The organism is Jiella endophytica, assembly GCF_004519335.1.
GTDB lineage: Bacteria > Pseudomonadota > Alphaproteobacteria > Rhizobiales > Rhizobiaceae > Jiella > Jiella endophytica.
Genome location: NZ_SOZD01000006.1, coordinates 279,476 through 299,395, shown reverse-complemented (window position 1 = coordinate 299,395; position 19,920 = coordinate 279,476). Strand labels below are relative to the sequence as shown.

The window sequence follows — 19,920 nt, the reverse complement described above, 5'->3', positions numbered from 1 at the left end:
GTTATCCGCCCGAAACCATCCTCATCGTGTCCGCGCTCATCACCGCCTGTTTCAGCCGTTCGTCGCTGACATGGGTGTAGAGTTCGGTGGTCGAGATCGAGCGGTGGCCGAGCAGGCGCTGGACGAAACGCATGTCGATGCCGGCTTCGAGGAGGCTGGTCGCTGCCGAGTGGCGGAGCATGTGGGGTGTGATGCGGCGGGGGAAGCCGGCGCGCTCGGCGAGGCGGCGCAGGTGCCGGCGGATCCAGGCGGTTGAGATGATCCGGGCGCCGGCGCCGGCCAGAAGCGGTGCTCCGGGTGAACGGCCGGGTGTGAGCGCGATGTGGGCGGAGAGTTCGCGCACGACGTCGTCATTGGTGAGATAGACCTGACGTTCCCGGTCGCCCTTGCCGCGAACGCGCAGCGTGCGGCGGTCGAGATCGACGTCTTCACGGCGCAGCTGCACGAGTTCGCCGACGCGCATGCCGGTGGTGAACATCAGGAGGATCGCCAGTGACAAGGCGCGCGGGCCGCCACGCCGCGCGGCGAACAGGGCGCGCAGTTCGGCGGCGGTCAGGCATCGCGGCAGTCGCTTCGGCAAGCGAATGCAGATTTCGGCCTTGCGGAAGGGCGAGGCGTCGATCAGCCCACGCCGTTCGGCATAGGCAAAGAGCGCGCGCAGAAAGGCAAGCCGGCGCTTGACGGTGGCGGCCGCAAGCTTGCGGGCATTGGCAAGCCAGTTCGCGTAGTCCGTCAGTCCTTCCGGCGTGGAGAGCGTGCGGGCGCCCCGGGACGCCAGGAAGCGGGATGCTTCGCTGAGATCCTGCCGGTAGGCCTTGAGGGTGTTGGCCGAGAGGTTGCGGCCGCTTTCACAGTGGCGCAAAAATGTGCGGGCGAGGGTCTCGAGATCCATGATGGCGATTCCAACAGTTGTATGGAAAAACCATCATGGGCCGCACCCATCGGTCGGGGGAAGGGCACGCAGGGGCGCCCTCCACCTGATTTTGTGTTGCTACTCCGGCAGCGCGAACGTCACCACCTGATCCGACACCTTCGGCAGCAGGATCGTGTTGCCGCCGACGACGAAGGTCACGTACTGCTTGCCCTTGTAGGTGTAGACCGCCGGCATCGACACCGCCGGGGCGTCGACGAGGGCCTTCCACAGCACCTTGCCGGTCTTCAGGTCGAGCGCCCGGACGCGAGAATCCATCGAGGCGCCGATGAAGATCAGGCCGGACTTGGTAATCACCGGCGCGCCGATCGTCACCGAGCCCCAGGATTCCGGCATGTAGAAGCCGTATTTCTGCACCTGGCCGAAAGGCTCGTTCCACAGCCGCTTGCCGGTCTTCAGGTCGTAGGCGGCGATGGTGCCGTAGGGGCCCTTCCAGCAGGGCATGCCCGCCCAGTTGAGGAAGGTCTCGAGCTTGAAGGCATAGGGCGCGTCGCCTTGGGCGTAGTATCCGCTCGTCTCGCCTTCCTGGCTCTTCTGCTCATACTCCTTGCGCGGAATCAGCGTGTAGATCTGCACGACCGAGTTGGAGTTGGCGACGAAGATGCCCGAACTGGGATCGACGGCGCCGCCGCCCCATTCCGTGCCGCCGGTGGTCGGCGGATAGGCGATCGAGCCCTGCAGGCTCGGCGGCGTGAAGCGGCCGTCATAGCGGTAGTTCGCGGCCCGCCGCGAGCACTCGCCGAAGCCGACGGCATCGGCGATGGCCGAGACGCCCGGCCATTCGTCCGGGGTGACCGGCTCTGGCTTGGCGACATAGGGCTGCGTCGGTGATGCCTCTTCGCCGGGGATGTCGGATTTCGGCACCGGACGCTCCTCGATCGGATAGATCGGCTCGCCGGTCTCGCGATTGAGAACGTAGATGAAGCCCTGCTTGGAAGTCTGGACGAGGGCGGGAACCGTCTTGCCGTCCTTCTGGATGTCGACCAGCGTCGGCGGCGCGTCGGTGTCGTAGTCCCAGATGTCGTGATGGATCAGCTGCCGGCTCCAGACCACCTTGCCGTTGTCGGTGTCGAGCGCCGTCACCGAGGTCGCCAGCGGCAGCTTTTCCTTTCGCTCGCCGCCATAATAGTTCGGGCTCGGCGAGGAGACCGGCACGTAGAGGAGGCCGCGCTCGGGGTCGATCGACATCGACGCCCAGACATTGGCCGTCCCGGTCTTCGACAGCACCTCGTTCGGCAGAGCGTGGAACATCCATTTCAGCTTGCCGCTCTTGGCGTCGAGGGCGATCACCGTCCCCGGAGGGGCGGCGCTGTTGGTCCAGTCCTTGCCGGCCCAGCCGAGGAACAGCGTGTCGTGATAGACCGTCGCCGGCTGCAAGAGCGACAGCGGCCATTTGTCGTTGACGGTGTTCCACTGGTTGACGTCGACCATGCCGTTGTCGCCGAAGGAGGCGCAGGGCTTGCCGGTGTCGGCATCGACGCCGTAGAGCTTGGCGTCCATGGTTCCAATATAGACGATCTTCTGGCAGGCTTCCCCCTGCTTGGGCTCCTCCGCCTGCCAATAGGCGACGCCGCGGTTCTTCAGCGCCGGCTGGGTCAGCGCCTCGAGCTTGGCCTTCGGATCGAAGGTCCATTTCGCCTTGCCGGTGTCCGGCTCCAGCGCGACGATCTTGTAGAAGGGCGTGCCGATATAGAGCGTGTCGTTGACGAAGAGCGGCGTCGCCGACCAGACCGTATAGGGCAGGTCCCCCGAGCCGTCGGAGACGTCGCCGGTGTGGTATTCCCAGGCCTTCTGGAGATTTTCGACATTGTCCGGGGTGATCTCTTCGGCGGGGGAATATTTCTGGGCGCGCAGGTCGCCGTTGAAGGTCGCCCAGCTGTCGCTCGTCTCCATCCAGGCGTCCGGCTTCTGAGGCTTGCGCGCCGCGTCTTCAGTCGCCTCGCCGGCATTGTCGCTGCCGGTTGCCGCGGCGTCGGCGGGCCGCTCGACGCTGCCGCCGCCCTTGGTCTCTTCGGTGGTCATTTCGGGCGGATTGCCACCACCGTCCGATTGGTCCGCCTTGCCCGACGGCTGGTCGCCTGCCGTCCCGGCGGCTTGAGGCTGATCGCCCTGGGCGGCGCTCTCGGTGTCGCCCTGGTTGCTCTGGTCACCCTGGCCGTCCGTCGCGGCGGGCTGGTCGCTCTGCGGCTGGGCTGCCGCAGGCTGCTGATCCTGCGGGGGTGCGTCCTGCGCGGCCGCGGCGAGCGGCAGCGAAAGAAGAAGCGCGAGCGCGGCCGTGGAAGTCGCCAGTCTGGCTCTGGTCATCAAGTGTCGTCCCGTCTGCAATGAAGTCGGGGAGCGGCGGCCTGCGCCACTCCGCAAAGGGTCCTGGTCAGTCGAGCGGCGAGGGGTCCGCCGCCACATGGATCACCCAGCCGACGAGGGCGACCCCCATGGCGGCGACGAGGACCCAGGCAATGAGGAAATAGGCTGCCGCGCCGGTGCCGAGGATGCCGAGCAGGATGAGCACGGCAAGGACGCCCCGCGAGGCGCCGGAAAGCGCCAGATGCAGCGCCAGGATCAGCGCGGCGCCGAGAACCAGGATGCTCGAGACCAGCACCAGCCAGGCGCCGAAGCTGAAGGCGATGCCGTTGCCGAGATTGACGGCGTTGAACGCCGCGACCAGCGCGCCGACGGCGCTTGCGGCGACGATCAGCCATGCGCCTCCGGCGGTCCGCGGTTCGGAAATTTCGGACATGAAGTGTCGACCCCTCTGATTTGATCGCGCCCCGACCGCGGGATCGGGGCGCCGCCCAAGGGTCAACTAGCGCTTGCGCGCCGCGTGTGGAGGGCGGAACCGGCCATCAGCCGGCGATCCCGCCTAAACTTTCGTTCATCCTCGTGGCCCGTATTTGCCATTCGACGCCGTCCTGCGACAATCGCCCGGCAAATGGCGGATGCGAAGGGCCGTTAGCCGCGGGCCGTCTCGGCGAGGATCGAGCGGTTGAGGATCGCGACCGGCAGGATCCCGACGAGGACGATCAGCAGCGCCGCGACGGCGCCGTCCTCGAAGGCCGAGCGGGACGTCTGGGCATAGACGAAGGTCGCCAGCGTCTCGAAGTCGAAGGGGCGCAGGAGGATCGTCGCCGAGAGTTCCTTGGAGGCTTCGACGAAGACCAGCAGAAAGGCCGTCAGCAAAGCAGGGCGCATCAGCGGCAGCAGCACTTCGACGAGGGTCGCGCCGGGCGCGCGGCCAAGGGTGCGCGCCGCCATGTCGAGATGGGTCGAGAGCTTGGCGAAGCCGCTTTCCAGCGAGCCGTGGCCCATCGCCATGAAACGCGTGAAGCCGGCATAGACGATGGCAAAGCCCGAGCCTGAGAGGAGAAGCCCGGTGGAGACGTCGAAGGTCTCGCGCATCCTGGCGTCTACGAAGTTGTCGAGGCCGGCAAGCGGAATGAGGATGCCGATGGCGAGCACCGTGCCGGGTACGGCATAGCCGAGGACGGCGAGGCGGCTCATCAGGATGAGGCGCTTCGAGCCGGTCAGCCGGACGCCGTAGGACAGCAGGAAGCCGGCGGCCACCGTGACGAGGCCGGTGATCGAGGCGAGGACGACCGTATGGGTCAGCGCCCGCCACAGCGCCGGGTCGGCAAGCTGGTCGAGCCGCCGCAGCGCATAGTCGCCGAGGACCAGGAAGGGGATGGCGAAGCCGAGGAGGATGGGCAGGGCGCAGGCGACGACGGCGAGCGCCGCGCGGCCCCCGGTCAGCCGCTCGGAGCCCGGCTGCGGACGGTCGGCACGCCCGAGGGTGAAGCGCTGACGGCGCCGGGCCAGCCGCTCCACCGTCACCAGAAGCACGATCACCGCCAGCATCAGGAGCGCGATCTGCGTCGCGCCATAAAGGTCGCCGCGGTTCAGCCAGGTGGAATAGACGGCGAATGTCAGCGTGCGGACGCCGAGAAACTCCACCGCGCCGATGTCGTTCACCGCCTCCATCAGCGCCAGCGTCACGCCGATGGCGATGGCGGGCCGCGCCAGCGGCAGGAGGATCCTGAAGAACACCGAGGCCTGGCTGGCGCCGAGGGTGCGCGCGACGTCGGCGGCCTTGCGCCCCTGCATCAGATAGACCATCCGCACGGTGAGATAGACGTAAGGATAGAGCACCGAGGAGAGGATCAGCACGGCGCCCCAGAGCGAGCGGATCTCGAAGAACCAGTATTCCCGGCTGGACTTGTAGCCGAAGATCGCCCGGATCGCCGTCTGCACCGGCCCGGCGAAATGCAGGAACTCGACGAAGGCATAGGCGGCGATGTAGGTCGGCACGGCGAGGGGCAGCACCAGCGCCCAGGAGAACAGCCGCCGGCCGGGAAAATCGAAGCTGGCGACGAGCCACGCCGTGACGACGCCCATCGTCCCGGTCATGAGCGCGACGCCGAGCATCAGCTCGAAGGTGACGAGGCTCGCCTCCGGCAGGATGGTCGCGGCGAGATGCGCCCAGTTCGAGGACGTTCCGGAAAGCGCCAGCCAGACCAGCGCGACGAGCGGCATGGCGACGAGCGCTGCAAGGCTCGCGGCCGTGACGAAATAGCGGCGGTCGCACTTTCCCCGCTGGATGATGCGCGGCAAGACGGGCCAGCTGCGGGCAGGGCGAATGGCGGACAAGTCAGGCGGCCGGTCGGCTGATGCGTGGGTCGGCTGGTCGGTCAGCTCTGCGGACCGCCGTCATAGTCGACCTCGTCGACGATCTCGGACGCCTTGGCCCGATGGCGGGCGATGTCGTCGAGGGAGAGCGTGTCGGGCTTCAGCTCGCCGAAGGATTTCACCAGCTCGGAGGTCTCGATGCCCGGCTCGACGGGGTATTCGTAGTTGAGCTCGGCATAGATCTTCTGGGCTTCGTCGCCGGAGAGGAATTCCATCAGCCTGATGGCGTTTTCCGCGTGCGGCGCGTTCTTCGCCAATGAGACGCCCGAGACGTTCACATGGGTGAGGCCGTTGTCGAAGGTCGGCATGACCACCCGAATTGCCGCTGCCCATTCCTTTTGCTCGGGCTCGCGCTCGTCGGTCGCCATCTTGCCGACATAGTAGGTGTTGCCGAGGGCGATGTCGCATTCGCCGGCATAGATCGCCTTGGCCTGTTCACGGTCGCCGCCCTCGGGTCGCCGCGCGAGATTGTCGCGAAGGCCAGTGACCCATTCGCGCGCCGCGTCCTCGCCGTAATGGGCGATATAGGCGGCGATCAGCGCAATGTTGTACTGGTGCTGGCCGGAGCGGGTGCACAGCCGCCCCTTCCACTTCGGATCGGCGAGTTCCTTGTAGCTGATCTGATCGACATCTACCCTGTCGCGGGAGGCATAGACGACCCGCGCACGGGTGGTGAGGGCGAACCAGTCCTTCTCGCGGTCGCGGAATTTCTCGGGAATGTTCGTCGCCAGCACCTCGCTGTCGACCGGCTGGACGACGCCGGCCTGCTTGGCCGCGTCGAGCCGGCCGATATCGACGGTCATGATGAGGTCGGCCGGCGAGTTGGCGCCTTCCGCCTTGATGCGCTCCTCGAGACCCTTGTCGATGAAGATCGTTGCGGTGGAGAGGCCGGTCTCCTTGGTGAAGGCATCGAGGACCGGCTGAATGAGGTCCGGCTGCCGCGAGGTGTAGATATTGACGTCGGCGGCCGATGCCTGCGTCGCTGCGAAAGCGACGAAGAACAGGGAGGAGACGGCGGCAAGGGCTCTTCTGTGCATCATCATCACATGCGGTTCCTGGCAGTTCATGGCAGTTTCCAGCGCCTCGCCCTCCCGCCGGGCCTTTCAAGCCGCTGGGCGACGGGCCGTCGGCAAGGCGCGGGTCCCTCGTCAGGATCTCGTCCGAACGACGGTCCCCGATTTCCGGCGCATGCCATAGCGGCCGGGCTTTTTCCAGCCGAATCAATGAGTTGGAAGAATTCTAAACTGGCTGTCATGTCTGCCACACGACAAGAGCGAGCGGATTCAAGGTCTTACAGCCGGGTGGCTGGCCGGCGTAAATCGGATCGCCGTCATCACGTTTTCGTGGATATCGGTCCGGCGAGCCGCTTTGCGGCCGACGAGCGGTAAAATCCGCGGGCTGCCGCCGCAAGTTTTCGAATATCGATGCGAGACGTTTCACGTCGGTGCGTGAAACGCGTATAGTTTAAACGGCTTAGCAGAAAGATTTCGCAATCGGTCCTGTCAAGTCTGCAATCGCCCCGTAAGATGCGTAGTTTCTTCAACGTCCGAACCGATTGCAACGAAACGAGAGGTCGTATCTTGTCGAATTCTGAAAGCACCATTCATGCGTCGCACGAGCTTGATGGCGATACCGGAAAGCTCGAGAAATACTACGCGGATTGGGCTTCGCGCTATGACGACGACGTCCGGAGCGAGGAATATGGCGGTCCCGCCGCGATCGCCAGCATGGCTCTCATGATGGCCGAGAGCTATCTCGGCCGCAGCCCGAAGACCGTTCGCGTGCTCGATGCGGGATGCGGCACGGGGCTCGCCGGCATCGAACTGAAGGCGAAGGGGTTTTCCAAGATCGACGGTTTCGATCTGTCCGAGGAGATGTGCGACATCGCGCGGGAGACGGGCGTCTACGACAAGCTCGCCGCCAATGTCGATCTCAATGTCGAGGCGGAGCCGGTGTTCGAGGAAAAGTACGACCTGGTCGTCTGTTGCGGTGTCTTCACCCTCGGCCATGTCGAGCCGGTCGGTCTTCGCCGGCTGGCCTCCTATCTCAATGACGGCGGCTATCTCGTCGCCTCGACCCGTAAGAGCTACTACGACGGCAGCGACTTCGAGAGCGAAACCGCCAGGATCGAGGCCGACGGTATCCTGGAGCGCGTCTCGACCCTGAAGGACGCGGTCTATATCGCCGAAGAGGGCGCGCATTACTGGATCTACCGCAAGGGCGCGAAGGCGTCCTGACGCCGCGAGGCTCCCAGGCGTTTCCTGAGGCGCCATATGACGGCGAAGGGCTGCCCCGTCGGGTGGCCCTTCTTGCTGCGCTCGCCTGGCAGGTTGCGGATCCGTCGCTATGCGGACGGCCGACAGGGCGGCCGGATGCGAGCCGCAGCCGATCTCAGTCGAGCAGAACCCTTGCCGGCGGAAACCGCACCTCGACCAGCGTTCCCTCGCCGGGCGTCGAGGCGATCGAGAACTCCGCCCGGTTGGCCTCGGCGAGCGCCCGGGTGAGCGGCAGTCCGAGCCGGCCGCTTTCGGCGCCGCTGGCGACATGTCCGGCGCCGGGGCCGCGCAGGGCATTCTCGATCTCGTCCTGGCGAAGGCCGACGCCGCTGTCGCGGAATCTCAGCGACACGCCGGTGTCGGCCGAATGCTTGATCGAGACGATCAGCTGGCCGCCCGGCGGCGTCGCGCGGATCGCGTCGGCGACGAGATTGGTGGTGATCTGGCGGATGGTGTCGTGGTCGCCGACGACCGGCGGAACCGAACTCGGCAGATGGGTCCGCACGATCACCCGCTGGCGGTTCGCCTGGGGCGCCATCACCGCCGCGACCTCGGTGACGATCTCGGCGAGCGACACCGCCTCGAAGGAAAGCTCTCGCCGGCCGGTCTCGACCCGTGCGAGATCGTGGAGGATGGTGACGAGGTCGATGACCTGGTGGCCGGACCGCTTGATGTCGTCGAGATATTCCAGATAGCGCTCGTTGCCGACGGGCCCGAGGCTCTCGCTGCCCATCAGATCGGCAAAGCCGATCATCGCGTCCACCGGATCGCGGATCTCGCTCGCGACCTCCGACAGGAAGGTGCTCTTCTGGAGGTTCGACGCCTCGGCGCTGGCGCGGGCCTTTTCGGCAATCTCCTCGGCCCGCTTCCAGCGGCTGATGTCGTGGATGACGGCGCAGTATCCGCTGCTGCCGGCGATCCGGCCGAGCGAAACGGCGAGCGCCATGAAGCCGCCGCCGGCGACACGACCGATGACGTCGCGCCGGGCATACCACTTCGCCTCGCCGTCGCCGGCAGGCGCGGCGCCGCGCAGCGCCTCCTCCTCGCCGTCGAGGATCGGCTTCAGGCTCTTCTGGCTCTCATGGGCGAACAGCGTGAGGAAGGCGCGGCCGGCGACGTCGCCGGCGGGAATGTCGAAGAGCTGCTGGGCGGCGCCGCTCATCGCGGTGATCAGGCCTGCCTCGTCGACCAGCACGATGCCGTCGGCGGCAAGATCGAGCACCGGATTTTCGAAGACGCCGCGGATGGCGGCATCGCCCGTCTCCTCCGCCGCCTCGATCAGCTCGCGCGACATCACCGCGAGTCGCGGCGTCGCGAAGAAGGAAAGGATCAGGCAGCCGGTGCCGGCGACGGTCGCCCGCTGCATGCGGGCGCGGATCGGGACGCTCTGGCCGTTCGCCCGGCGAAGCCGCAGGAAATCCGCGTCGCCCTCGCGGCGCTCCTGGACGAGCGCCTCCAGCCCGCCCGCAGCCTTCAGTTCGTCGACGTCGGCATGGCCGGTCAGATCGAGGAATTCGCGGTTGGCATAGACGAGATCGTCGCCCGCCTGGGCGAGGATCGGCAAGGGGAGGCTGCCATAGGCCTCGTCCAGCGCCGCGGCGACGGCGCCATCGGCGCTCGTTGCCGGGGAGGGCGCCGCATCCGCCTGGTCTTTTGTCTCCGACGTCTGGCCTTCGCCGGGCTCCGAATGCCGCTCGCCCTCGATCGCCTCGATCCGCTCGGAGGCGGCGCGCACGGCTTCGACGAGGTCGCGCGGGTCGCTGCCCTGCGCCAGGGTTTCGCCGATGGCGCGGAAGGCCGCCTCCTCGGTCTGGCTGAGATGGCCGTTCTGCGGCCGACGGCGCTCCTCGAGGCGGATCACCTTGTCGCCCGGCCGGGCGCGCTGCGGCTCGGCGGCAGTCTCGTCCGGGGCCGGTAGGTGGTCCGCCGGCGGGCGCTGTTCGGGATCGCGGCGGCCGAAGCTCACCGGCGGCGTCGGTGCGCCGATGCTGTGCATGAAGGCCGGGATCGGATGGTCCTCGGCCGGCGCTTCGCTGGCGCCGGCCTCACTCGCTGCTCTTTCAAGGGCCGCGGCGGGGGCGAGACCGATCGCCTCCGGATCGTCCTCGGCATCGGCGAGGCGCACGACCCCGAAGCCGCGAAAGCCGTCGAAGCTGCGATCGCGGGCATAGATCGGCAGCGCCGCGAGATCGACGGGCACCTTCTTGGCGGTCGCCTGCAGCGGCCACATCACGGTGCGGCCGGACCAGGTCTCGCGCCTCGAAAACAGCCGGCGCAAAGCGCCGTCCTCGTCGAGCCGGTAGGCGGCAGCCACCTCGTCGACGCTGCGGTCGAGGATCGCCGCCGAGACCGGACCGACGGCGGCGGCAAATTCCGGCGAGAGCGAGCGGAAGCGGCCCTCGCTGTCGACGCGCCAGACGAAGCGGACGGGATCGCCGCCGATCTGCGGAGAGAAGTCGCCGGCCGGCTCCTCGGCCTTGCGGCCGGCGCCGAGGAAATCTGCGGCCGTCGCCGGGCGGATGTCGGGGGCGGTCACGTCAGCTCGATCCTCGTTGCCGGCGCCGTCGGCGCTCGCTTTGGCGTCGTCACTCTCTGCATCGGAGGGTTCGCTTGGCTGTGCGAAAGTCGGCGCGCCAGCGCCGGTCGGTGCCGTGGTGCCGGTTGGCTCACGATCGGGCTCTGACGTTTTCGCGTCCTGCGTCGGCTCTTCGCGAGACTCGCCGTCGGCCCGCCCCTGCGACGCCAGCCCGCCCCAGGCAGAATGCCGGCGGGTCGTCTGCAGCGTCCCCGTCCTCGACGGCGGAGCAGCAGGGAGATCCGGCTCGGCTTCATCCTCGGGCGTTGCGGGCGCAGCATCCTCTTCTGCTGCCATTGGAGCACTCTCCGGCGCGGAGGTGAGGGCGTCCTCGGGCGCCACGGTCGTTGCAGCGTCCAGCGTGGCCGGCTCGGCTATTTCGTCACTATCCGCGTCCGGCGCCCGGTCGGCGAGGGTCCCGTGCTCGCTGACCTGCGCATCGCTGTCTGCGTTGCCCTGGTCCTGCCCTGCAGCGGACGCACCCGCGAGCGGCAGCGCAGCGCCCCAGTTCGAGCGCAGCACCGGCCGCGCCGTCTGCGGCGGTGGCGCGACACTCGCCTCCGTCCCTTCCGAGGAGACCTCTTCGACCTCTGGCGTCCCGGGGGGAACCGATCGATCCTGCGGTGACGAAACCTCGTGCGGCGAGGCGTCACTCGAGGGGACGCCATCGGCCATGGGACCGCCGGCATCGGCACCGGTGACGTCGGCACTGGCAGCGTCGCCGACACGGGCCGCCGCGTCCTCACGAGCCACAGGAGCATTCACGAGCGGCAGGACGAGCAGCCGGTCTTCGGCGATCCGTGCGACGATCAGCCCGCCGGACGCGCCCGCCGCGATCTCGGCAAGGCCCGCATCGCTCGCGGCGAATCCGGCGATCGTCTCGGCGCCCTGAAGATCGTCGTCGCCGATCACCGAACCGATTTCGTCGGTCGGGATCAGGCGCGCGCCCTCGGCACCGGGCCCTGCTTCGCGCAACAGGGCGGCGTCGCGCCCGGCAGCATCATAGGCCGGGCGGAGCTGACGTGCGGTCAGAAGCGCGAGGCCCTCCGTCTCGCCCAACTCAGGCGCGATGCGGGCAAGTTCCGCTGCAACGCTGGCGCGAAAGCCCCCGGCCTTGCGCAGGAGCAGCGTCGCGCGGCCCTTGCGGGCGAACAGGCTGCGCGAACCGGCCAGCTGGCCGAGCAGGCCATCCGGCATCGTCTCCTGCGGGCCGGGTGCCGCCAGGCCGAATGAGGCGGCGGCTGCGCTGTTTGCCCAGATCAGCCGCGAAAGATCGGCGGAAAGGACAAGAAGCCCGGTGTCGGCGGCGTTCGATCCGCGAATGGCAGGATCCGCCATGATGGCCAGCAACTGTCGCATCGGTGTGGTCGCCATGGTTTCGTTCGTTGCTTTCGCCACACGCGCGCCGCCGGTGGGGCCGGTCCAATCCGTCAGTGTCTCAAAGCCCGATCCGCCACTACAGGGCACGGGCCGATCACCCCGTGCGTCCTCGCGATCTGCCGGCATCGCTCGGCCGCCAACTGGAAAGGCGAGGCCGAGACCGCCGACATCCAACCCCTTGCCAGTGCGCCTGCGGGTCGGGCTCTTAAGCTTTCATTCATAGTGTTGCGAGCGTGGCGAATAAAGAACCTTGCCCGGCCGCCCACCGATGACTTTCAAAACGGTTAACGAATCCGACCGCGGCTTGCTCCGGTCCTCCGGCCTCGGAAAGCCTGTCAGCACCGGCCTGCGATTGCCGGTTCGGTCGAATTTCCGGTCAGGCGACGGGCTGGCGGCGCGTCCATCACCTCGCGCAGATCGGCCGGACAAACGAATGGTCAATGAGCAGCTGCAAAAATTTTAGCCAGATTTGTTGCAGTGCAGCATGAGAACTGCTATCTGAGGTGTCGATAGGGAGGCGAAACTCCCATCTTTCAAAAGCAAGAAATGAGGAGATAGCCAGATGGCCGATGCCAAGAGTGATCCGTTCGCCATGCCGAATGCCCAGTCGATCCTCGGGATGGACCCGAGCCAGCTCAACGAGACCTTCCGCTCGATGACCCAGAAGTCGATGGAGCAGTCGAAGGAGGCCTATGGCCGCATGAAGGCCGCCGCCGACGAAGCGACCAAGGCCCTCGAGTCGACCATGGAGAACGCCCATCAGGGTTCGCTCCAGCTGTCCAAGAAGGCTATCGACGCGATGCGCACCAATGCCGAGCTTGGCTTTGCCCATCTCGATTCGATGATGTCGGCGAAGTCCTTTGCGGAAGTCATCGAGATGCAGACCGCCTATGTGCGCAAGCAGGTCGAGATGGCGACCGACCAGGCCAAGGAGATGCAGTCGCTGACCCAGGCCGTCGCCAAGGACATGATGAAGCCGGGTCGCGACGCCTTTCAAAAGGCGACCAACCGCGGCTGATTCCCGCCACAGGCGGTGAGCGCGGGCCATCGCCCGCCGGTCGCACTCTAGAAGTCTACAAGGGTCGCGCCTGCCGCGGCCCTTTTGCGTTTGCGGCGACGGGCGGGGCAACGTCTGACCGGCGTCCACGGCAGCATTGCCCAAAGGACCGATCCCGCAGCTCGCACCGTGCCGACAGCCGGGGCCGCCACTAACGGGTTCGCTTGCAGGGCAAGAAGAACGAGCCGCAGTGGCGATCGTCCCGGACCGGCGGGGCGGCATCCGCCGGCGCGTCGCAATCGCACCGGCGGGCTTGCATCGCCCGGCGAAAATCACTATCCGGTCGCTGTGAGCAAGGAACGCGAGCCGCCCCTTGCTCTTTCGCGCGGTTGTAGCTCAGTTGGTTAGAGCGTCGGATTGTGGCTCCGAAGGTCGCTGGTTCAACTCCAGCCAACCGTACCACTCCCTTTCAGATGAAGCCGGCCAGTCTGGCGTTGGGGCTCCTTTCACCCCGGCCTCCCCCAGGTCCCGTTAAGCTGCGCACTTCCCTTCACAGGTAGCGTCACACTATCCTCTGTCGCGCCACGCGAGATGGGATGACACATGAGCCGTCTGCTTTTTGCCGTCGTGTTACTCGCGCTCAATACGCCAGCGAGCGCTTACGTCTCCTCGGCGGGCGATGAGTATGATCTCACCTGCAACGCGGATGGCTATTCGCTGCGGTCGAAAGACCCCATCTCGCGCGTCGTTCAACGCGGAGGGAGTGCTCGCACGATCGCGGAGCGCGAGACGCTTTCGCTGGGGCGCTCCTGCGATGCCCACCTGAAGGCCTATGGAAAAGGCGAATGGTGTTGGGCGAACGGCGGTTTCGTCGCGACGTTTGGCGACGAAAAGGTCGGTTTCCCCCGCCAGGAACTCTCGTGTCTTGTCCCGATGGACTACGAATCGAATTGCCGGTGTTGACGCCTTGTCTCGCGGATGGTCAGCGCCTGTCTAACGAGACGCCTTTGGCCCCTGTGCTGACGATGCCGGGGCCCGTCCGGGCGAACCGACAAGTCTGCCCGCCGCCTTACCCGAACCGGCCCATCACATAATCGCGGGTGCGTTTTTCCTGCGGGCTTTCGAAGACTTCCCGCGTCTCGGCATATTCGACGAGTTCGCCGAGATACATGAAGGCGGTGCGATCGCTGATCCGCTGCGCCTGCTGCATGTTGTGGGTGACGATGACGATGGTGAACTCCTCGCGCAGCTCCTTCAGCGTCTCCTCGATATGGCCCGTCGAGATCGGATCGAGGGCGGAGGCCGGCTCGTCGAAAAGGATGACGTCCGGCTCGGTGGCGATCGTCCTGGCGATGCAGAGACGCTGCTGCTGACCGCCGGACAGCGACAGCCCGGAGGCGTCGAGCTTGTCCTTCACCTCGTTCCAGAGCGCCGCCTTCTTCAGCGCCGTCTTGACCCGCTCGTGGATCTCGGCGCGGCTGAGATCGGTGTTGAGCCGCAGGGCGAAGGCGATGTTGTCGTGGATCGACATCGGAAACGGCGTCGGCTTCTGGAACACCATGCCGACCTTGCTGCGCAAGGCGTTGAGGTCGGTCCTGGCGGCGAGCACGTCGGTGCCGTCGATGACGACCGAGCCGGTCGCCCGCTGGCCGGGATAAAGGTCGTAGATCCGGTTGAGCACCCGCAGCAGCGTCGACTTTCCGCAGCCGGACGGCCCGATGATCGCCGTCACCTGCCGGTCGGGGAGCGCCAGCGAGATGTTCTTCAGCGCGTGGTGCTTGCCGTAGAAGAAGTCGAGATCGCGGATGTCGATGCGCGCGGCAGGCGCCGCGGCCGCGACTTCGGCGATCTCTCCGCGCCGGACACGCGTCGTCGTCGGGGCGGTGGTCAGCACGTCGCTCATGAAGTTTTCCGCTTCGTCGTCAGAAGCCGCGCGATGATCGAGAGCGCCAGCACGGCAATGGTGATCAGGAGCGCCCCGGCCCAGGCGAGCGCCTGCCAGTTTTCGTAGGGCGACAGGGCGAACTGGAAGATGGTGATCGGCAGCGACGCCATCGGGGCGTCGATGTCGAGGGAGAAGAAGTTGTTGGAAAGCGCGGTGAAGAGCAGCGGCGCCGTCTCGCCGGAGATCCTCGCAAGCGCCAGCAGGATCCCGGTGACGATACCGGCCCGCGCCGCCGTGTAGACCACCTTGCGGATCACCAGCCAGCGCGACACGCCGACCGCCAGCCCCGCCTCGCGCAGGCTGTCGGGGACGAGGCGCAAGACATCCTCGGTGGTGCGCACGATGATCGGCACGACGAGGATCGCCAGCGCCGCGGTTCCGGCGATCGCCGAGAAATGGCCGAGCGTCACCACCAGCATCTGGTAGACGAACAGGCCGACGATGATCGAGGGAGCCGAGAGTAGGATGTCGTTGACGAAGCGGATGACCGCCGAGAGCCGCGAGAACCGGCCGTATTCGGCAAGATAGGTTCCCGCGAGGACGCCGACCGGTATGCCGACGACCATGGCGAGCATCGTCATGATCAGCGATCCGACGATGGCGTTGCGAAGGCCGCCCGGCGAATTGGGCCCGGGTGTGTCTTCGGTGAACAGCGTCATGTCGAAGGACGCCAGTCCCTTGACGACGAGATGGACGAGGATGATGGCGAGGACGGCGAGGCCGAGCGCCGCGGCGAGGCTGGTCAGCCCCATCATCACCCCATTGACGAGCTTGCGCCGGGCGAGTTTCGAACTCATCGGCTCACTCTCCCGCCCGTCGCCGCATGCGGCCGAGCATCAGCTGGGCGCCGGCCAGAACCAGGAAGGTGATGACGAAGAGGACGAGGCCGAGGGCGACCAGCGAGGCGGTGTAGATGCCGGTCGTCGCCTCGGTGAACTCGTTGGCGATCGCCGCCGAGATCGTCGTTCCCGGCTGCAGGATCGATCCCGGGATGCGATGGGCGTTGCCGATCACGAAGGTCACCGCCATCGTCTCGCCGAGGGCGCGGCCGAGCGCCAGCATGGTGCCGCCGACCAGCGCCGAGCGGACATGGGGGATGACGATCGAGCGGTTGACCTCCCAGCGGGTCATGCCCATGCCATAGGCGGCTTCGCGCAGCATGTCGGGAACGGTGAGAAACACCTCGCGGGCGATCGAGGCGATGAAGGGGAGGATCATCATCGCGAGGATGAGCCCGGCGGTCAAAAGGCCGATGCCATAAGGGGGCCCGGCAAACAGGGGGCCGATCAGCGGAACTTCGCCGAGCGAGCCGATCAACGCCGGCTGCACGACACTCTGCATGAAGGGCGCGAAGACGAAGAGGCCCCAGATGCCGTAGATGATCGACGGGATGCCGGCGAGAAGCTCGATGGCGATGCCGACCGGCCGGCGCAGCGGCCGCGGGCAGGTCTCGGTCAGAAAGATCGCGATGCCGAGGCCGACGGGAACGGCAATGATCATCGCGATGACCGAGCTGACCAGCGTGCCGTAGAGCGGCGCCAGCGCACCGAATTTTTCGGTGACGGGGTTCCAGGACCGGGTGACGAAGAAGTCGAGGCCGAAGGTCTGGAGCGCCGGCCAGGCGCCGACGACGAGGGAGACGAAGACGCCGGCAAGGACGGCGAGGACGATGATCGCGGCGCCAAGAGTGAGGCCGCGAAAGACCGCATCGCCCCGCGCCGGGGATGGCGCGGATCTGGGTCTCCCCTTCGCTGCATCGATTGCGAGGCTCATGGCGGGTCTTTGCTGAGAGGGGGGAAAGGCGAGGGCCGCAACCGGCCCCCGCCGCTTTGGAGCGTCCCGCGTCCGAACGGACGCGCCAAGGACGCTCTGACTCATTGCATCATCGCATCGTGCTTTCCGAAAATCGGTCCCGATCTTCGGGCCGATGCGGTAGAGCGCCGCGCGTCCGACAGGACGCGCTAAGGACGCTCTCACTCACTGAATCACCGCATCGTGCTGTCCGAAAATCGGTCCCGATTTTCGGGCCGATGCGGTCGTCAGTGGCCGGCGGACCAGACGGCCTTGCCGTCGGAGCCCTTGATCTCCGCCCATTCCTGCTCGATCTCCTTGACCACCGCATCGGGCATCGGGATGTAGTCGAGCTTGGCGGCCATCTTGTCGCCCTTGGCATAGGCCCAGTCGAAGAACTTCAGCGCCTCGGCGGAAGCCGCGGGATCCTTGGCATCGGAATGCATGAGGATGAAGGTCGCGGCGGTCATCGGCCAGGTCTTGGCGCCGGGCTGGTTGGCAAGGATCACGCCGAAGCCGGGCTGGCTCGACCAGTCGGCATTTTCGGCCGCGGCGGCAAAGGCGGCTGCCTTCGGGGCGACCCGCTTGCCGTCCTTGTTGACCATGTCGGTGTAGGTCATCTTGTTCTGCAGGGCATAGGCGTATTCGACATAGCCGATCGAATTGGCCGTCTGCGAGACGTTGGCCGCGACGCCCTGATTGCCCTTGGCGCCGACGCCGACCGGCCACTCGACCGAGGTGTTGACGCCGACATTGTCCTTCCACTCGGGCGCGACGTCGGCGAGATAGGTGGTGTAGTTGAAGGTCGTGCCCGAACCGTCGGAGCGGTAGACGACGGCGATCGCCGCATCCGGCAGCTTGGCCTTCTTGTTCAGCTTGGCGATCGCCGGGTCGTTCCACTTGGTGATCTTGCCCATGTAGATCGCGGCAAGCGTCTTGCCGTCGAGGACGAGTTCGCCCGGCTTGACGCCCTTGACGTTGACCACCGGCACGATGCCGCCCATCACCGTCGGGAACTGGACGAGGGTGTTCTGCTTCAGCTCGTCGCCCTCGAGCGGCTTGTCGGTGGCGCCGAAGGTGACGGTGCGGGCCTCGATCTGCTTGATGCCGCCGCCCGAGCCGATGGCCTGGTAGTTGAGGCCGGTGCCGGTCTTCTTCTGATAGGCCTTCGCCCAGTCCGAATAGATCGGATAGGGGAAGGTGGCGCCGGCGCCGGAGATGTCGGCGGCATGGGCCGCACCGGCGAGACCGGCAGCGAGAAGGACGGCCGAGAGCGCCGTCGCCTTGAGGCGGTTCAACATGGAAGTCTCCTTGGAGAGGGGATGATCGAAGACCCGCGAGCGGATGTTCGGGAAGGATGGCCGCAGCCGGTGGAGCCTGCCGGCAGGCTCCGGCCATTTGGCCGGTGCGCGCGATCCCGCCGGCGCGGCGTCAGGCCGCACGATGCCGAGGCGAGATTTCGGAAACGACCGACCAAAGCGAGGGACCTGCACCGACTGACACGACGCCGCATCGTGCCGGGGGCGAGGCCGTCCGGGCCGGGCCATGATGCCCGTCCAGCCGCCGCGTCCGCCGTCGCCGATGCGCGTGGGTCCCTTGGTCCTGCTTTATAAAACTTATGTGACAGACGGGGCTGTCCTGCCGACCTGTGGGCGACAACTTCGCAGCGAAAGTACAGCAACGGCACGTGTTTGCGGCTCGCGGCGGTCAACATTACATCTTGGTAAGATACGCCGGATCGCGTACTTGGGCGTGTCCGCGACCATCCCGCGAGCACGCCGCGAGCCTGCCACTGAGACTCGGCAGCCGGTCGATGCGCGGCTGGCGAGACGCACCGGGCCGTTCCCGTCCAGGCCATCCTCTTGTCGCCATTCCCGCACTCTGAACGGCCCGTCACCGCCGGCGTCGTGGCGATCGGCTTGACGCCGCCGTTGCTGTTTGGCCTTTCGTCGAAGCGCGCCGTGCCTTCGCGGGCGCCACGGCTGTCAGAGCGCTCCAATGCGCCTTGCGGCGGCCCGTGACACGGAAGGCAGTTTGAAGGGTTTGCGACGATGAAGAAGATCGGCTTTCTTTCCTTCGGCCACTGGTCGCCCTCGCAGCATTCCGGCACGCGCTCGGCCGCCGATGCGCTGCTGCAGTCGATCGATCTTGCGGTCGCGGCCGAGGAACTCGGCGCCGACGGCGCCTATTTCCGCGTCCATCATTTCGCCCGCCAGCTCGCCTCGCCCTTTCCGCTGCTCGCCGCCGTCGGCGCGAAGACGCGCCGCATCGAGATCGGCACCGGCGTCATCGACATGCGCTACGAGAACCCGCTCTATATGGCCGAGGACGCCGGGGCTGCCGACCTCATTTCCGGCGGCCGGCTGCAGCTCGGCATCTCCCGCGGCTCGCCCGAGCAGGTGATCGAGGGCTGGCGCTATTTCGGCTTCCAGCCTCAGGAGGGCCAGAGCGACGCCGACATGGGTCGGCGCCATGCCGAGGTGTTCCTCGAGGTCCTGAAGGGCGAGGGCTTCGCCGAGCCGAACCCCCGGCCGATGTTTCCGAACCCGCCCGGCCTCCTGCGCCTCGAGCCGCATTCGGAAGGGCTTCGAGAGCGCATCTGGTGGGGCTCCGGCGCCAACGCCACCGCCGTCTGGGCGGCCAAGCTTGGCATGAACCTGCAAAGCTCGACCCTCAAGGAAGACGAGAGCGGCGAGCCCTTCCATGTCCAGCAGGCGAGGCAGATCCGCCTCTACCGCGACGCCTGGAAGGACGCCGGCCATGCGCGGGCGCCGCGCGTCTCCGTCTCCCGTTCGATCTTCGCTTTGATGAACGACCAGGACCGGGCCTATTTCGGCCGCGGCAAGGACAGCGACCAGATCGGCCAGATCGACAATATGCGGGCGATCTTCGGCCGGTCCTACGCCGGCGAGCCCGACCAGCTGATCGAGGAGCTGAAGCGTGACGAGGCGATCGCCGAGGCCGACACGCTGCTCCTGACGGTGCCGAACCAGCTCGGCGTCGCCTACAACGCCCATGTGCTGGAGGCGATCCTCACCCATGTCGCCCCGGCGATGGGCTGGCGGTGAGCGGGCAGTGGCGCTTTCGCCGGGCGGGGTTTTCCTGTCCTGTGCGGTTGGTCAGGGACGAAAGCCGTCCTTCAGCGCATCGTCATTCTCGGGCCCCGTCCCGAGGATTTAGGGCGACCGCCGCTGCGTCGGCCGCTTCTGCCCTCCGCAGCCGACGGCAAGAGAGCCCTATGATCTCTGGATTCTCGGGACGGGGCCCGAGAATGACGAAGCGGGGAGGATTGCACTCCTCCCTGCCGGTGTCGGCGCCCACGGTTTCGCGTTCCCGCGCCGCGCT

Annotated in this window: 14 protein-coding genes and 1 tRNA gene; 5 read left to right on the top strand and 10 right to left on the bottom strand. The window is 66.9% G+C overall.

The window, feature by feature from the left end:
* Position 1: 1 nt before the first annotated feature.
* The 5 genes from E3C22_RS19715 to E3C22_RS19695 all read right to left on the bottom strand — a co-directional run bounded on the left by E3C22_RS19715 (position 2) and on the right by E3C22_RS19695 (position 6,651).
* Positions 2-892: a tyrosine-type recombinase/integrase gene (locus E3C22_RS19715; RefSeq protein WP_134763569.1), complete on the bottom strand. Its 891-nt coding sequence runs from the start codon at positions 890-892 to the stop codon at positions 2-4.
* Positions 893-991: 99 nt separating this feature from the next.
* Positions 992-3,235: an outer membrane protein assembly factor BamB family protein gene (locus E3C22_RS19710; protein WP_245515088.1), complete on the bottom strand. Its 2,244-nt coding sequence runs from the start codon at positions 3,233-3,235 to the stop codon at positions 992-994.
* A 67-nt stretch (positions 3,236-3,302) separates the two neighbouring features.
* Positions 3,303-3,668, bottom strand: a complete 366-nt coding sequence (locus E3C22_RS19705) for a hypothetical protein (protein WP_134763568.1) — start codon at positions 3,666-3,668, stop codon at positions 3,303-3,305.
* A 212-nt stretch (positions 3,669-3,880) separates the two neighbouring features.
* A complete protein-coding gene (locus tag E3C22_RS19700) occupies positions 3,881-5,536 on the bottom strand; it encodes an ABC transporter permease (protein ID WP_245515087.1) in 1,656 nt (551 codons plus the stop codon).
* A 77-nt stretch (positions 5,537-5,613) separates the two neighbouring features.
* The gene (locus E3C22_RS19695) at positions 5,614-6,651 is read right to left on the bottom strand and encodes a Fe(3+) ABC transporter substrate-binding protein (RefSeq protein ID WP_425364997.1); all 1,038 of its coding nucleotides are present in this window, start codon (positions 6,649-6,651) and stop codon (positions 5,614-5,616) included.
* A gap of 540 nt (positions 6,652-7,191) precedes the next feature.
* Between E3C22_RS19695 and E3C22_RS19690 the strand changes: the two genes are divergently transcribed.
* Positions 7,192-7,848: a class I SAM-dependent DNA methyltransferase gene (locus E3C22_RS19690; protein ID WP_245515086.1), complete on the top strand. Its 657-nt coding sequence runs from the start codon at positions 7,192-7,194 to the stop codon at positions 7,846-7,848.
* Positions 7,849-8,002: 154 nt separating this feature from the next.
* Here the strand turns inward: E3C22_RS19690 and E3C22_RS19685 are convergent, their stop codons facing one another.
* The gene (locus tag E3C22_RS19685; RefSeq protein ID WP_134763566.1) at positions 8,003-11,836 is read right to left on the bottom strand and encodes an ATP-binding protein; all 3,834 of its coding nucleotides are present in this window, start codon (positions 11,834-11,836) and stop codon (positions 8,003-8,005) included.
* A 568-nt stretch (positions 11,837-12,404) separates the two neighbouring features.
* Here E3C22_RS19685 and E3C22_RS19680 point away from each other — a divergent pair.
* The 3 genes from E3C22_RS19680 to E3C22_RS19670 all read left to right on the top strand — a co-directional run bounded on the left by E3C22_RS19680 (position 12,405) and on the right by E3C22_RS19670 (position 13,802).
* A complete protein-coding gene (locus E3C22_RS19680) occupies positions 12,405-12,860 on the top strand; it encodes a phasin family protein (RefSeq protein WP_134763565.1) in 456 nt (151 codons plus the stop codon).
* Between the two features lie 364 nt (positions 12,861-13,224).
* Positions 13,225-13,301 (top strand) — tRNA-His (locus tag E3C22_RS19675).
* 141 nt (positions 13,302-13,442) lie between these two features.
* Positions 13,443-13,802 (top strand): hypothetical protein, encoded by a 360-nt coding sequence (locus E3C22_RS19670; protein WP_134763564.1) that lies wholly within the window; start codon positions 13,443-13,445, stop codon positions 13,800-13,802.
* Positions 13,803-13,908: 106 nt separating this feature from the next.
* On the opposite strand, the gene pstB is transcribed toward E3C22_RS19670, so the two are convergent.
* The 4 genes from pstB to pstS all read right to left on the bottom strand — a co-directional run bounded on the left by pstB (position 13,909) and on the right by pstS (position 17,876).
* A complete protein-coding gene (gene pstB, locus E3C22_RS19665; protein ID WP_134763563.1) occupies positions 13,909-14,742 on the bottom strand; it encodes a phosphate ABC transporter ATP-binding protein PstB in 834 nt (277 codons plus the stop codon).
* The gene (gene pstA, locus E3C22_RS19660; RefSeq protein WP_134763562.1) at positions 14,739-15,581 is read right to left on the bottom strand and encodes a phosphate ABC transporter permease PstA; all 843 of its coding nucleotides are present in this window, start codon (positions 15,579-15,581) and stop codon (positions 14,739-14,741) included. Before pstA ends, pstB begins: the two co-directional genes overlap by 4 nt.
* 4 nt (positions 15,582-15,585) lie before the next feature.
* Positions 15,586-16,557 carry a phosphate ABC transporter permease subunit PstC gene (pstC, locus tag E3C22_RS19655; protein WP_134763561.1) on the bottom strand — a complete coding sequence of 324 codons (972 nt, stop codon included), beginning with the start codon at positions 16,555-16,557 and terminating at the stop codon, positions 15,586-15,588.
* A 266-nt stretch (positions 16,558-16,823) separates the two neighbouring features.
* Positions 16,824-17,876: a phosphate ABC transporter substrate-binding protein PstS gene (pstS, locus tag E3C22_RS19650; RefSeq protein ID WP_425364994.1), complete on the bottom strand. Its 1,053-nt coding sequence runs from the start codon at positions 17,874-17,876 to the stop codon at positions 16,824-16,826.
* A gap of 750 nt (positions 17,877-18,626) precedes the next feature.
* Between pstS and E3C22_RS19645 the strand changes: the two genes are divergently transcribed.
* Positions 18,627-19,643, top strand: a complete 1,017-nt coding sequence (locus E3C22_RS19645; protein WP_134763560.1) for an LLM class flavin-dependent oxidoreductase — start codon at positions 18,627-18,629, stop codon at positions 19,641-19,643.
* The last annotated feature ends 277 nt before the right edge of the window (positions 19,644-19,920 follow it).